The organism is Pseudoxanthobacter soli DSM 19599 (assembly GCF_900148505.1).
GTDB classification, from domain to species: domain Bacteria; phylum Pseudomonadota; class Alphaproteobacteria; order Rhizobiales; family Segnochrobactraceae; genus Pseudoxanthobacter; species Pseudoxanthobacter soli.
Map to the genome: position 1 here is coordinate 564,184 of NZ_FRXO01000003.1, position 14,779 is coordinate 578,962.

The window sequence follows — 14,779 nt, forward strand, 5'->3', positions numbered from 1 at the left end:
GCCGGGGGGGAACGATCACTGACACCGCGCCGGCGGGCCGAAAGGGCCTCGCCGGCGTTTTGCTAATTTGCGAAAAATTGTGAAATCGCATTTAACCCGTTCAATCCTTGTATAATTCGGCTCTGTTTGCAAAACAGCGCGACCGGACGGCACCTTCGCCTCGAAGGGGAACCCGTCGAAGGCGGCGCTGCGCCCCGCCGGAGCGTTCGGGTCCGTCTTCGCGGCGCCTGCGGTGTCTGGTCCGGGCCGAAACGGGTGATAGAGTTGCGTGCCGTCCCCGGACGGCGGTCCATGCGGGTTGCGGATTGCCGCTCGGTCGGCGGCGGCTGAGGTGAACGGTCATGAGAGACATCCTCGACAAGCTCGATGCCCGCCGCGCGGGTGCCCGCCTCGGCGGCGGCGAGAAGCGCATCGCCGCCCAGCACAAGCGCGGCAAGCTCACCGCGCGCGAACGCCTCGAACTCCTGCTCGACGACGGCTCGTTCGAGGAGTTCGACATGTTCGTCGAGCACCGCTGCACCGATTTCGGCATGGACAAGCAGCCGAAGACCCCGGGCGACGGCGTCGTCACCGGCTGGGGCACGGTGAACGGCCGCACCGTGTTCGTGTTCGCCAAGGACTTCACGGTGTTCGGCGGCTCGCTGTCCGAGACCCACGCCGCCAAGATCACCAAGATCCAGGATATGGCGCTGCGGATGCGCGCGCCCATCGTCGGCCTGTTCGATGCCGGTGGCGCCCGCATCCAGGAAGGCGTCGCCGCGCTCGGCGGCTACGGCGAGGTGTTCAAGCGCAATGTCGCCGCCTCGGGCGTGATCCCGCAGATCTCGGTGATCATGGGGCCGTGCGCCGGCGGCGACGTCTATTCGCCGGCCATGACCGACTTCATCTTCATGGTGCGCGACACCTCCTACATGTTCGTCACCGGCCCGGACGTGGTGAAGACCGTGACGAACGAGACGGTCACCGCGGAGGATCTCGGCGGCGCCCGCGTCCACACCGCCAAGTCCTCCATCGCCGACGGCGCCTGGGACAACGATGTCGAGGCACTGCTTCAGGTGCGCCGGCTGATCGATTTCCTGCCGGCCAACAACCAGTCCGGCGTGCCGCACTGGCCGACCGAGGACGACGGCCGCCGCCACGACGACAGCCTCGACACGCTGGTGCCGGACAATCCGAACACCCCCTACGACATCAAGGAACTGATCCTGAAGGTCGCCGACGAGGGCGATTTCTTCGAGATCCAGGAAGCCTTCGCCAAGAATATCGTCACCGGCTTCATCCGCCTCGAGGGCCGCACCGTCGGCGTCGTCGCCAACCAGCCGATGGTGCTGGCCGGCGTGCTCGATTCAGACGCGTCCCGCAAGGCGGCGCGGTTCGTCCGGTTCTGCGACGCGTTCGAAATCCCCATCGTCACCTTCGTCGACGTGCCGGGCTTCCTGCCGGGAACGGCGCAGGAATATGGCGGGCTCATCAAGCACGGCGCCAAGCTGCTCTACGCCTATTCCGAGGCGACTGTGCCGCTCGTCACCGTGATCACCCGCAAGGCGTTCGGCGGCGCCTACGATGTCATGGCCTCCAAGCACGTGGGGGCCGACATCAACTATGCCTGGCCGAGCGCGCAGATCGCAGTGATGGGCGCCAAGGGCGCGGTCGAGATCATCTTCCGCCAGGATATCGGCGACGCCGCCAAGATCGCCGAGCGCACCCGGGAATACGAGGACCGCTTCATGTCGCCGTTCGTGGCGGCGGAACGCGGCTATGTCGACGAAGTCATCATGCCCCATTCCACCCGGCGGCGGCTGTCGCGCGCGCTCACCATGCTGCGCGCCAAGAAGGCCGAGACCGTGTGGCGCAAGCACGACAACATCCCGCTCTGAGCCGCCCCGGCGGCATTCGCGTCCGTCCGTCCGCTTTCCGTTTGATCCCGCTCATGGTCTTCGCCGGCAGAACCGTTCAACTGCCGTCGGCCGGGCCGCACATCGAGGGCAGCAGCCGTGTTCTCAAAGATCCTGATCGCCAATCGCGGTGAGATCGCCTGCCGGGTCATCAAGACCGCGCGGCGAATGGGCATCAAGACCGTCGCGGTCTATTCCGACGCCGACCGCGACGCGCTCCACGTCGAGATGGCGGACGAGGCGGTGCATATCGGCCCGGCGCCGGCGGCGCAGTCCTATCTCGTCATCGACCGCATCATCGAAGCCTGCCGCCAGACCGGCGCCGAGGCGGTCCATCCGGGCTACGGCTTCCTGTCGGAGCGCGCGGCCTTCGCCGAGGCGCTCGATGCCGCCGGCATCGTCTTCATCGGCCCCAACAAGGGGGCGATCGAGGCGATGGGCGACAAGATCGAATCGAAGAAGGCGGCGAACGCGGCCGGCGTCTCCACCGTGCCGGGCTTCCTCGGCGTGATCGAGGATTCCGAGGCCGCCATCCGCATCGCCGACGAAATCGGCTACCCGGTGATGATCAAGGCCTCGGCCGGCGGCGGCGGCAAGGGCATGCGCATCGCCCATTCGTCCGGCGAGGTGGCGGAGGGCTTCGACCGCGCCCGCTCAGAGGCCCGCTCCTCGTTCGGCGACGACCGGGTGTTCATCGAGAAGTTCATCACCGATCCCCGGCACATCGAAATCCAGGTGCTCGGCGACAAGCACGGCAACGTGATCTATCTCGGCGAGCGCGAGTGCTCGATCCAGCGGCGAAACCAGAAAGTCATCGAGGAAGCGCCGTCGCCGCTGCTGGACGAGGCCACCCGCCGGCTGATGGGCGAGCAGGCGGTGGCGCTGGCCAAGGCCGTCAACTACGATTCCGCCGGTACGGTCGAGTTTGTCGCCGGGCAGGACCGCTCGTTCTATTTCCTCGAGATGAACACCCGCCTGCAGGTGGAGCATCCGGTGACGGAGCTGATCACCGGCATCGACCTCGTCGAGCAGATGATCCGTGTCGCCGCCGGCGAGCGGCTCGCCATCGCGCAGGACGACGTCAAGCTCACCGGCTGGGCGGTCGAAAGCCGCGTCTATGCCGAGGACCCGACCCGCGGCTTCCTGCCCTCCACCGGCCGGCTCGTGACCTACCGCCCGCCGGCCGAAGGTACGGTGGACGGCGTGACGGTGCGCAACGACACCGGCGTCTACGAGGGCGGCGAGATCTCGATCCACTACGATCCGATGATCGCCAAGCTCGTCACCCACGCGCCGAGCCGGCTGCGGGCCATCGATGCCCAGGCGATGGCGCTCGATGCCTTCGCCATCGACGGCATCCGCCACAACATCCCGTTCGTCTCCGCGCTGATGCATCATCCGCGCTGGCGCGAGGGCCGGCTTTCCACCGCCTTCATCGCCGAGGAATTTCCGAACGGCTTCCAGCCGCAGCAGCCGGCCGGCGAGGCGGCGCTGCCGTTCATCGCGATCGCCGTCGCGGTCGACAATGCCCTCAACGTCCGCAAGCGCCGCATCTCCGGCCAGCTCCGCGCCCCTGATTATGTGCGTTTCGATGCCGAGCGCGTCGTCGCGCTCGGGGCCGCGCATCATGCCGTGACCGTGGTGGACGGCGCCGATCCCCATGCGCTGCGGCTCAGGACCGATCTCGGTGCGGAAATCGCCGTCACGTCGTCGTGGCGGCCGGGCGAGCGGGTCTGGCACGGCAGCATCGACGGCAAGCCGCTCGCGGCCGACATCCGCCCCATCCTGAACGGCGTCGCCATTTCCCACGCCGGCATGGCGAGCGAGGCGCGGGTCTATACCCGCCGCGAGGCCGAACTCGCGCTTCTGATGCCGGAAAAGGTCGAGGCCGGCGCCGGCAAGAACCTGCTCTGCCCGATGCCGGGCCTGGTGCGGGCGCTGCTCGTCAAGGAAGGCCAGGACGTGAAGGTCGGCGAGCCGCTCGCGGTGGTCGAGGCGATGAAGATGGAAAACGTGCTGCGCGCGGAACGCGACGCCACCGTCTCCCGGCTCGTCGCCAAGGAAGGCGACAGCCTGCCGGTCGACGCCGTGATTCTGGAGTTCGCGGCCTGACCTGTAAGGGCCTGAATTCGAGGCCGCGGCAGGCAGCGGCCCGGCCTGAATGCCCGGCGCGGGCATGTCCCGTTCGGATCGTCGCGATCTGAACGGCGGGACGCCGTTGCCCCGGCGGGGCCGAAAGCGGACGCGCGGTTCAAACGCGATTGGAGAGGCCATGACCGATCTCGCGGACGAAGCCAGGACCGATGCCTCGGGCGACGCCCCCCGCTGGCGCGCGCTGGTCGACAAGGTGCTGAAGGGCGCCGATTTCGACCGCGTGCTGACGTCGCGCACCTTCGACGGACTGAGGATCGCGCCGCTCTATCCGAAAGCCGACGGCGAGGTGCCGCGCGCGCTGCGGGCCGCGTCCGGCCCGTGGACGGTGATGCAGCGCGTCGACCATCCCGACGTGGACGAGGCCAACCGCCTCGCGCTCGACGATCTCGAAAACGGCGCGGGCGGGCTGGTGCTGAGCTTCATGGGCGCGGCCGGCGCGCGGGGTTTCGGGCTCGGCGAGGCCGACGCGGAGGCCCTCGACCTTGCGCTCGCCGGGGTTCATCTCGATCTCATCGCGCTCCGGCTGGAGACGGCCCCCTTCGCGGGCCACGGGCCGCGGGCGGCGATTGCGGAGCTGGCCGAGCGGCGCGGCCTCGATCCGGCCTCGCTCACGGTCGATTTCGGCGTCGATCCGCTGGGCGACGCGGTGCGCACCGCCCATCTGCCCGCGGCGTGGCCGGAAATGGAGCGGCGGATCGCCGAGGCCGCCCTGCCGCTCATCGGGCGGGGCTTCGCCGGCTCCGTGCTGACCGTCGACACCCGGCCGCACCACGAGGCCGGCGCGGCCGAGGCGCAGGAACTCGCCGCCGCGCTCGGCACCGGCGTCGCCTATCTCAGGGCGCTCGAGGCCGGCGGCGTTGCGCTCGACCGCGCCCGCGACGCGCTCGTGTTCCTGCTCGTGGCCGACACCGACGAATTCCTCACCGTCGCGAAGTTCCGTGCCTTCCGCCGGCTGTGGGCCGCGGTCGAGCGGGCCTGCGGTCTCGACCCGAAGCCGGTCCGGCTGCTGGCGGAAACGGCATGGCGCTCGACGACGCGCCGCGATCCGTGGGTCAACCTGCTGCGCGGCACCATCGCGGCGTTCTCCGCCGTGGTCGGCGGGGCGGATGCCTTGACCGTGCTGCCCTATACCGCGCCGCTCGGGCTCGCGGACGGGTTCGGCCGCCGCCTCGCCCGCAACACCCAGGCGATCCTCGCCGAAGAGGCCCATCTCTGGCGGGTCGCCGACCCTGCGGCCGGCGCCGGCGGCTTCGAGGCGCTGACCGACGAGCTCGCGGCCGCCGCGTGGCGCCTGTTCCAGGAGATCGAGGCCGGCGGCGAGATCGAGGCCGGCGGCGGCATGGCGGCGGCGCTCGCCTCCGGTGCCTGGCAGCAGCGGCTCGCCGGCACGCGCGAGGCGCGGTCCTCGGCCGTCGCCCGCCGCAAGGTGCAGATCACCGGCACAAGCGAATATCCCAATCTCGCCGAGGCGCCCGTCGCGGTGCTGAAGCCGATCCCCGCTCCGGCGCCGGCCGCCGCGGTGGGCGAGGGCGCCGTCACGTTCGCCCCGTTCGCGTTCCCGCGCCTCGCCGAGCCGTTCGAGCGGCTTCGCGATGCCGCCGAGGCGGGCGCGGCGGCAACCGGCCGGGCGGCGACGGTGTTTCTCGCCGGCCTCGGTTCGCCGGCGAGCTTCAATGCCCGCGCCGGCTTCGCCCGGGCCGCGTTCGAGGCCGGCGGCATCGCCGCCCTCGGCAACGAGGCGCGGGCGGACCTCGCGGCGCTCGTCGCGGAGTTCCGCGCCTCTGGAGCCGGGATCGCCTGCCTCTGCGGCAGCGACGAGACCTACGCGGCCCCGGTCGCGGAGGGGCAGGACGAGACCGTCGCCGAGACCGTCGCCGAGACGGCCGCCGAGGCCGCCGCCCGCGCCTTCGCCGAAGCCGGCGCCACGCTCGTCGTGCTCGCCGGCCGGCCGGGCGAGCGCGAGGCCGCCCTTCGCGCCGCCGGCATCGGCGCATTCCTGTTCGCGGGAGACGATCTCGTCGCCTTCCTGTCCGCAGTCCAGAGCGCGGCCGGCATCGCCCATAATGCTGCCGCCGCCGAGAGCGCGTGAGGAGGCCGCCCGATGAGCCGCATCCCCGATTTCTCCACACTCGCGCTCGATCCGGCCGCCCTGCCGCCGGCGCCCGAGCCGGGCACCGCGCGCTGGGAGACGCCGGAAGGCATCGCCGTCGCCCCGATCTACCGCGCCGCCGACCGCGCCGGGCTCGGCTTCGTCGACAGCTTTCCCGGCCTGCCGCCGTTCGTTCGCGGCCCCTATCCGACGATGTACGTCAACCAGCCCTGGACCATCCGGCAATATGCCGGTTTCTCCACGGCCGAGGATTCCAACGCCTTCTACCGGCGCAACCTCGCCGCCGGGCAGAAGGGCCTTTCGGTCGCGTTCGATCTCGCCACCCATCGCGGCTACGATTCCGACCATCCGCGGGTGGCGGGCGATGTCGGCATGGCCGGCGTGGCGATCGATTCCATCTACGACATGCGCACGCTGTTCTCCGGCATTCCGCTCGACCGGATGAGCGTGTCGATGACGATGAACGGCGCGGTGCTGCCGGTGCTGGCGCTCTATATCGTCGCCGCGGAGGAGCAGGGCGTCTCGGCGGACAAGCTCGCCGGCACCATCCAGAACGACATCCTCAAAGAATTCATGGTGCGCAACACCTATATCTACCCGCCGGCTGCATCGATGCGCATCATCTCCGACATCTTCGCGTTCACCAGCGCGAACATGCCGAAGTTCAACTCCATCTCGATCTCCGGCTACCACATGCAGGAAGCCGGGGCGACGCAGGATCTGGAACTCGCCTACACGCTGGCGGACGGCGTCGAATATATCCGCGCCGGCCTCGCCGCCGGGCTCGACATCGATGCCTTCGCGCCGCGCCTGTCGTTCTTCTGGGCGATCGGCATGAACTTCTTCATGGAGGTGGCGAAGCTGCGCGCCGCCCGGCTGCTGTGGACCGATCTGGTGCGCCCGTTCGGGCCGAAGCTGGAGAAATCGCTGGCGCTGCGGACCCATTCCCAGACCTCCGGCTGGTCGCTGACGGCGCAGGACGTGTTCAACAACGTCACCCGCACCTGCATCGAGGCGATGGCGGCGACCCAGGGCCACACCCAGTCGCTCCACACCAACGCGCTCGACGAGGCGCTGGCGCTGCCGACGGATTTCTCCGCCCGCATCGCCCGCAACACCCAGATCGTGCTGCAGCAGGAATCCGGCACCACCCGCATCATCGATCCATGGGGCGGCTCCTATTATGTCGAGCGGCTGACGGCGGATCTGGCCGAGCGCGCCCGCGCCCACATCGCCGAGGTCGAGGCGCTCGGCGGCATGGCGAAGGCGATCGAGCGGGGCATCCCCAAGCTTCGCATCGAGGAGGCGGCGGCCCGCACCCAGGCGCGCATCGATTCCGGCGCGCAGTCGGTGATCGGCGTCAACCGCTACCGGCTGGAACACGAAGCCCCGCTGGACGTGCTGAAGGTCGACAATTCGGCGGTCCGCGCCGCGCAGATCGAGAAGCTTCGCCGGCTCAAGGCTGAGCGCGATCCCTCGGCGGTTGAGGCCGCGCTCGCCGCCTTGTCGGCCTCGGCGGCCGGCGGAAGCGGCAATCTGCTCGCGCTCGCGGTGGATGCCGCCCGCGCCAAGGCGACGGTCGGCGAGATTTCGGCCGCGCTGGAACGGGTGTGGAACCGCCACACCGCCACCATTCGCAGCATCTCCGGCATCTATTCGAGCGCCATCGGCGGCGACAACGCCGCGGTCGAGCGCACCCGGCAGCTCGTGGCGGAGTTCGAGCGCGACGAAGGCCGCAAGCCGCGCATCCTGGTCGCCAAGATGGGGCAGGACGGCCACGACCGCGGCCAAAAGGTGGTCGCCTCTGCGTTCTCCGATCTCGGCTTCGACGTGGTGATCGGCCCGCTGTTCGCCACGCCGGAGGAGACCGCCGACCTCGCCGTGGCGGAGAAGGTCCACATCGTCGGCGTGTCGTCGCTCGCCGCCGGCCACCTCACCCTGGTGCCGGCCCTGAAGGCCGCGCTGGAGGCGCGCGGGCGCGGCGACATCATGATCGTGGTCGGCGGCGTCATTCCGCCGCAGGATTTCGAAGCGCTGCGCGAGGCGGGCGCCAGCGCGATCTATCCGCCGGGAACCGTGATCCCCGAGGCCGCCGCCTCGCTGATCGACGAGCTCAACCCGCGGCTCGGATATGCCCAGAAGCAGCCGGCGGACTACGTCTGACGGCAGATATTTGCCGGCTTATTTGATGGAGATGTCATGATCGGCCGCCTCAACCACGTCGCCATCGCGGTGCCCGATCTGGCCGCCGCCGCCGCGCTCTATGCCGGGCCGCTCGGCGCCGACGTCTCGGCGCCGGAGGCGCTGCCCGAGCACGGGGTGACGGTGGTGTTCGTGCGGCTGCCGAACACCAAGATCGAGCTGCTCGCGCCGCTCGGCGCGGACTCTCCCATCGCCGGCTTCCTGGCGAAGAACCCCGCGGGCGGCATCCATCATCTCTGCTTCGAGGTCGACGACATCCTTGCCGCCCGCGACCGGCTGGTGGCGGAGGGCGCGCGGGTGCTGGGTTCGGGCGAGCCGAAGACCGGCGCCCACGGCCTGCCGGTGCTGTTCCTGCACCCGAAGGACTTCAACGGCACCCTGATCGAGATCGAGCAGGCGCGCTGACATCGTCCCGCCGCAGCCGGCGTGCCTTCCCACGACCCCGGACTTGTTGGCCTTGGACTTATTGTTGAGGCGTCCAGCCCCAAAAGCGGCGGCGTGCCGCGGCTTTCGGCATTTGCAGCGCGTGTCCGGACCGGTAAACCATCGTGAGGGCCCGGCGGTACGGTTTCGGGCCGGTCCGGCCGTTGCCCGGCACCTGCGTCCCCGATCTCCCCCTCGATTTGGCCGAGGCCATGCGCAAGAAGCTCTTTGCCGGACAGGCGCTCCGCCGCCTGCGCGAGCGCGACCGGTGGACCCAGACCGAGTTCGCCGAGCGGCTCGGCATCTCCACCGCCTATCTCAGCCAGATCGAGACCAACCAGCGCCCGCTGACGGCGCAGGTGCTGCTGGCGCTGCGCGAGAGCTTCGGCATCGATGTCGGGGTGTTCACGGCGGAGGATCCGGGCCGCCTCAACGCCGCCCTGCGGGAGGCGCTCGCCGATCCGGTGTTCGCGGCGACCCCGGCGAGCCCCACCGAGATCCAGGCGGCGACCTCGACCGCGCCGTGGCTCGCCCGCGCGCTGCTCGATCTCCACGGCGCCTATCGCCGGCTGCATGACCGCCTGAACGCCCTCGACGACAGCCTCGGGGCCGGCATCGACGTGCGCGCGACGCCGTTCGAGGAGGTGCGCGACTTCTTCCAGTTCACCGACAACTATGTCGACCGCATCGACCGCGCGGCGGAAGCGCTCGCCGAGCGCCTCGGCCGTCCGGCCGGGCTGGCGCCGGGGCTCATGGTCGATCATCTGCGGGTGCGCCACGATGTCCGCATCGCCCATGCCGAGGAAGACGGCGCCCCGGTGCGCGCGTTCGATCGCGCCGCGCGGGTCCTGACGCTGCGCGGCGATCTCGATCCGCCGACGGCGAGCTTCATGATGGCGTGGCAGATCGGCATGCTGGAGCAGGCGGAAGCGATCGACGCGGTGATCGCCGAGGCGCGGCTGTCCTCCCCCGCCGCCGAGGACATCTGCCGCCTGGCGCTCGCCAACTATGCCGCGGCGGCGCTGATGCTGCCCTATCGCCGCTTCCTGGCGGCGGCGCGCGAGACGCGCCACGATCTCGAACGCCTCGCCCGGCTGTTCGGCGCCAGCCTCGAACAGGTTGGCCACCGGCTTTCCAGCCTGCAGCGGCCGGACGAGAAGGGCGTGCCGGTCTATTTCGTCAAGGTCGACCGCGCAGGCAACGTCGTGAAGCGCCACAGCGCCACCCGCTTCCATTTCGCCCGCTTCGGCGGGGCCTGCGCGCTCTGGAACGTCCACGAGGCGTTCGAGAGCCCGGACCGCATCCTGACGCAGGTCGCCGAGTTGCCGGATGGCTCGCGCTATCTGTCGCTCGCCCGCTGCGTGACCAGGCCGCGCACCCACCATGGCGCGCTGCAGGCGCATTTCGCCATCGGGCTCGGCTGCGAGCTGCATCATGCCCACGAGTTCGTCTATGCCCGCGACATCGATCCGAAGCTCGTCAACGTCGCCCGCATCGGCGTGAGCTGCCGCATCTGCGAGCGGCCGGACTGCCACCAGCGCGCGGTGCCGGCCGTGGACAGACGCATCGCCGTCGATCTCGACCGTCGCGGCGAGCAGAGTTACCGCATGACGCGCGACTGACACCGCGGGCGCCCGTCGCCGCCAGCCCGTCGAAAGGCCGCCGGCCCCGCGTGACGAACCTGCGTCACGAACCTGCGTGACGGATCTGCGTGTCGTCGTCGGTGTCGTCCTGGGTGTCGCCCCGCTTGTCGTCCTGCTTCTGTTGTCCTGCCGGATCGCGCTTGCTCCCGCGGCGCGCCCGGTGCAGAACACCGCCGATCCCGCCCGTCCGGAAACCGCCATGCCGGTGTCTGCCATGCCGCTGTCTGCTATGCCGCTGTCTGCCATGCCGCTCTCCCGTGCCGACCTCCTCGCCCGCCTCGACGCCCTCGGCATCGCCAGCAAGACGTCGGATCATCCCCCGCTGCACACGGTGGAGGAATCCCGCGCGCTGCGCGGCACCATCGAGGGCGCGCACTGCAAGAACCTCTTTCTGAAGGACCGCAAGGACGCGCTGTTCCTGGTGGTGGCGCTCGAAGATGCCGAGATCGAGCTGAAGACGGTGCACACCCTCATCGGCGGCAGCGGCAAGGTGAGCTTCGGCAAGCCCGAACTCCTGTGGGAGGTGCTCGGCGTGGTGCCGGGCTCGGTGACGCCGTTCGCCGCGATCAACGACACCGCCGGCCGCGTCAAGGTCGTGCTCGATGCGGCGATGATGGCCGAGCCGGTGCTGAATTTTCATCCTCTGGAGAACACCGCGACCACCACCATCGCGCGGGCGGATCTGGTGCGCTTCCTGGACGAGGTCGGCCATCCCCCGGCGATCGTCGCGGTGAGCCGGCAGGCGATCGAGGCCGGTTTGTAATTCCGCCGCCGCGGCCCCATCTGTCTGCCGGGCCGAAGGCGTGCCGGTGGCCCGGCCGCAGCCGGTTTCCGGCGACGATTTGACCGGCCGCATCGACAGCGGCAACGGACCGGGTGCATCCCGGAACGGAAATATGCGATGGTCGCCGGAGCGGCGGTCCGTTCCGGCCGCGCGGCGGCACCCGGGGCGGATCCGGATCGCCCGGCGGAACGAGATTTCGGGTGCCGGGTTCCGGATATCCCGGCGGCGAGACGAACGCGGGCGCGAGGCCCGATCGGAAGAAGAAGGACGACGATCCATGAGCGAGTCCCTCCTGTTCGGCAATGCCGCCCCCGCGAAGGCCGCGGCGCCCTCCGCGGCCGCGGACGATGTGGTGAACACCACGACGGCCACCTTCGCTCAGGACGTGCTGGCGCCGTCGCGCCAGGTGCCGGTGCTGGTCGATTTCTGGGCGCCGTGGTGCGGCCCGTGCAAGCAGCTCGCCCCGGTGATCGAGAAGGTGGTGCGCGCCGCCAAGGGCCGCGTCCGCCTCGTCAAGATGAACATCGACGACCATCCGGAAATCGCCGGCCAGCTCGGCATCCGCTCCATTCCCGCCGTCATCGCCTTCGCCAACGGCCAGCCGGTCGACGGCTTCATGGGCGCGGTGCCGGAAAGCCAGATCCAGGCCTTCATCGACCGCATCGCCGGCCCCGGCGGCGGCCCGGACATCGCCGCCGTTCTCGACGAGGCCGATGCGCTGCGCGCCTCCGGCGACATCGAGGGCGCGACCGCCCGCTATGCCGCCGTGATCGAGGCCGATCCCGAGGCGGTGCGTGCCTTCGCCGGTCTGGCGCAGATCGCCGTCGCCGAGGGCGACCTCGACGGCGCGCGCGAGACGCTGGCCGCCGTGCCGCCGGAGAAGGCCAACGATCCGGCGCTGGCGGCGGTGCGCGCGGCCATCGAGCTTGCCGAGCAGGCGGCCGATCTCGGCGACGGCGCCGTGCTGGCGCGGGAGGTCGAGGTCGACCCCGACAACCATCAGGCCCGGTTCGATCTGGCGCTGTTGCTCGCGGCCCAGAACGACCGGCAGGGTGCGCTCGATCACCTGATCGAGATCATCCGCCGCGACCGCACCTGGAACGAGGACGGCGCGCGCAAGCAGCTGCTGCAGTTCTTCGAGGCATGGGGCCCGAAGGATCCGATGACGCGGGAGGGCCGGCGGCGGTTGTCGTCGGTATTGTTCTCCTGAACGGCGCGAGCCGTTGCCGGGTGCCGCGCTATTGCGCCGCCGACGGACAGGGCTGGACCGATCTCGATGAGGAAGACGCCGACATGGCCGGCACTATAGCGTCCCTTCGCCAGCCGACGAACCTGCCGGATGTGATTCCGGTCTTTCCGCTTTCCGGGGCGCTGCTGCTGCCGCGGGGACAGATGCCGCTCAACGTGTTCGAGCCGCGCTATCTGGAGATGGTGGACGCTGTGCTGGGCGGCGACCGGCTGATCGGCATCGTGCAGCCGCGCTTCGATCTCGGGCTCGGTGACGACGAGCTGGACGACCGTCCGCCGCTGTGCGGCGTCGGCTGCGCCGGCCGCATCACCGCGTTCCAGGAAAGCGACGACGGCCGCTACGTCATCAATCTCACCGGCGTGGCGCGCTTCCAGATCGTCGAGGAACTCGAAAGCGACAAGCCGTTCCGGCTGTGCCGCATCACCACCCGCTCGTTCGCCGAGGACTTCGTGCCGGATTCCCGCGAATCTGATGTCGACCGCGGCACGCTGCTGGAGACGTTCCGGGCCTATCTCGACGCCAACGAGCTGGAGACCGACTGGCCGAGCGTGGAACGGGCCTCCAACGAGGTGCTCGTCAACGCATTGTCGATGATGAGCCCCTACGGGCCGGCGGAGAAGCAGGCCCTGCTGGAGGCGCCGGACCTGAAGGCGCGCTCCGAGACGCTCATCGCCATCACCGAGATGGAGCTGGTGAAGTCCGACCGTGAGGGCGGCCCGCGCATCAACTGATCCTTTCCGTCCGGGTCGGCCGATCCGGACGGCGAGGCTGCACCGGAGACAGGACGTTGTCCGACGAAGCGAACAGGAGCGGGGCGTTCGAACCCGCCGCGGCGCCGCCGCGGAAGGTGGATCCGAAGCTTCTGGAGCTTCTGGTGTGCCCGCTGACCAAGACCACCCTCGAATATGATGCCGGCGCGCAGGAACTCGTCTCGCGTGCCGCCCGGCTCGCCTTCCCGATCCGCGACGGCGTGCCGATCATGCTGGCCGAGGAGGCGCGGCCGCTGGAGGATTGAGCCGGAGGGAACGCTTCTCCGCGATCCGGCCACTGGCCACCGACCTCCGGTTTCCCGGCGCCTCAAGCGCCGCGTGCGAGGCCGTGCGCCACCAGCCGGTCGATCAGCTCGGCATAGCCGATGCCGCTCGCCGCCATCGCCTTCGGATACATGCTGATGTCGGTGAAGCCCGGAATGGTGTTGACCTCGTTGACGAGGAACTGTCCGTCCGGCTTCAGGAAGAAATCGACCCGGGCCATGCCGTCGCAGCCGACCGCGCGGAACGCCTCGGCCGCCGTCGCGCGGATGGCGGCTTCGGTCTCCTCCGGCAGATCGGCCGGCACCTTGAGGGCCGCGCCGTCCGCATCGACATATTTGGCGTCGTAGCTGTAGAAGCCGTGGCTCGCCGCGGGCACGATCTCGCCCGGCCGCGACACGGTGAGCGAACCGTCGGCGGCCTCCAGCACGCTGCACTCGACCTCGCGCCCCTCGACGAATTCCTCCGCGAGCAGCTTGCCGTCGTGCCGGAACCCCTCGGCGAGCGCGGCGTCGTAATCCGCCGCGCCGGCGACCTTGCTGACCCCGACCGACGAACCCTGCCGCGCCGGCTTGACGAACACCGGCAGGCCGAGCGCGCGCTCGATCTCCGCGAACGCGGGCCCGTCGCCCGGCCGGATCACCACCGCGCGGGCGGTCGGAACGCCCGCGGCCCGGAGCAGCCGCTTGGCGATGTCCTTGTCGAGCGCGGCGGCCGAGCCGAGGATGCCGCAGCCGACAAGCGGCACGCGCGCGACCTCGGCGGCGCCCTGCACCGAGCCGTCCTCGCCGTGGGGGCCGTGGAGCACGGGAAAGACCAGATCGATCGTGTCGAGATCGCGAACCGTGCCGTCGGCGCGGAGCGCCAGCATCCGGCCGCGTCCGCCCGGCACGAGCACGAGCTCGGTGCCCCGCTCCGGCTGCGACAGGCTGCCGTCCTCGAACCGGCTCTTCAGCCATCGTCCGTCGCGGGTGACGAACACCGGGACGGCGTCGTACCGCGCCGGATCGAGCGCCCGCATGACGTTGGTCGCCGACATGACCGAGACCTCGTGCTCGGCGGAACGGCCGCCGAACAGCACGGCGATGCGCAGCCTCGATTTCGTCCGCTCGTCCGTCATCGCAAGCTCCGTTCGCGCCTCGTCCGCCGGCATGCGGCACGCGCCGGCACGGACCGGCATTTCTAGGGCGGCCATGGTGAACAATTCGCAAAATGCCGGTCGGCGGGACCCTCTGCCGCCGCGCCCGGAAGGAAGGCGTGGCGGTTGCAGCGCGGGCGCCGAGAACCC

Annotated in this window: 11 protein-coding genes; 10 read left to right on the forward strand and 1 reads right to left on the reverse strand. The window is 70.2% G+C overall.

All coding sequences use genetic code 11. The features are described 5' to 3' along the window. The first annotated feature begins 341 nt into the window (after window positions 1-341). From BUF17_RS10100 to BUF17_RS10145, 10 genes are all read left to right on the forward strand, one after another. On the forward strand, window positions 342-1,877 hold the full coding sequence (locus BUF17_RS10100) for an acyl-CoA carboxylase subunit beta (protein WP_073628100.1): 1,536 nt from the start codon (window positions 342-344) through the stop codon (window positions 1,875-1,877). A gap of 117 nt (window positions 1,878-1,994) precedes the next feature. Then, window positions 1,995-4,007 carry an acetyl-CoA carboxylase biotin carboxylase subunit gene (locus BUF17_RS10105; RefSeq protein ID WP_073628102.1) on the forward strand — a complete coding sequence of 671 codons (2,013 nt, stop codon included), beginning with the start codon at window positions 1,995-1,997 and terminating at the stop codon, window positions 4,005-4,007. Between the two features lie 160 nt (window positions 4,008-4,167). Further along, window positions 4,168-6,138 (forward strand): methylmalonyl-CoA mutase family protein, encoded by a 1,971-nt coding sequence (locus tag BUF17_RS10110; RefSeq protein ID WP_073628104.1) that lies wholly within the window; start codon window positions 4,168-4,170, stop codon window positions 6,136-6,138. 12 nt (window positions 6,139-6,150) lie between these two features. Then, window positions 6,151-8,322, forward strand: coding sequence for a methylmalonyl-CoA mutase (scpA, locus tag BUF17_RS10115; RefSeq protein ID WP_073628106.1), 2,172 nt, complete (start codon window positions 6,151-6,153; stop codon window positions 8,320-8,322). Window positions 8,323-8,358: 36 nt separating this feature from the next. After that, a complete protein-coding gene (gene mce, locus BUF17_RS10120; RefSeq protein ID WP_073628108.1) occupies window positions 8,359-8,766 on the forward strand; it encodes a methylmalonyl-CoA epimerase in 408 nt (135 codons plus the stop codon). A 230-nt stretch (window positions 8,767-8,996) separates the two neighbouring features. After that, window positions 8,997-10,406 carry a helix-turn-helix domain-containing protein gene (locus BUF17_RS10125; RefSeq protein ID WP_073628361.1) on the forward strand — a complete coding sequence of 470 codons (1,410 nt, stop codon included), beginning with the start codon at window positions 8,997-8,999 and terminating at the stop codon, window positions 10,404-10,406. Between the two features lie 76 nt (window positions 10,407-10,482). Continuing rightward, window positions 10,483-11,190: a prolyl-tRNA synthetase associated domain-containing protein gene (locus BUF17_RS10130; protein WP_342185913.1), complete on the forward strand. Its 708-nt coding sequence runs from the start codon at window positions 10,483-10,485 to the stop codon at window positions 11,188-11,190. 298 nt (window positions 11,191-11,488) lie between these two features. Next, complete coding sequence (gene trxA, locus BUF17_RS10135) at window positions 11,489-12,421, forward strand: thioredoxin (RefSeq protein ID WP_073628110.1); 933 nt, start codon at window positions 11,489-11,491, stop codon at window positions 12,419-12,421. An 83-nt stretch (window positions 12,422-12,504) separates the two neighbouring features. After that, window positions 12,505-13,191, forward strand: coding sequence for an LON peptidase substrate-binding domain-containing protein (locus BUF17_RS10140; protein WP_073628365.1), 687 nt, complete (start codon window positions 12,505-12,507; stop codon window positions 13,189-13,191). Window positions 13,192-13,247: 56 nt separating this feature from the next. Then, window positions 13,248-13,475 carry a Trm112 family protein gene (locus BUF17_RS10145; RefSeq protein WP_073628112.1) on the forward strand — a complete coding sequence of 76 codons (228 nt, stop codon included), beginning with the start codon at window positions 13,248-13,250 and terminating at the stop codon, window positions 13,473-13,475. A 62-nt stretch (window positions 13,476-13,537) separates the two neighbouring features. On the opposite strand, the gene BUF17_RS10150 is transcribed toward BUF17_RS10145, so the two are convergent. After that, entirely contained in the window at window positions 13,538-14,611 is a 1,074-nt protein-coding gene (locus BUF17_RS10150; RefSeq protein ID WP_073628367.1) for a D-alanine--D-alanine ligase family protein, read from the reverse strand. Window positions 14,612-14,779 lie beyond the last annotated feature (168 nt).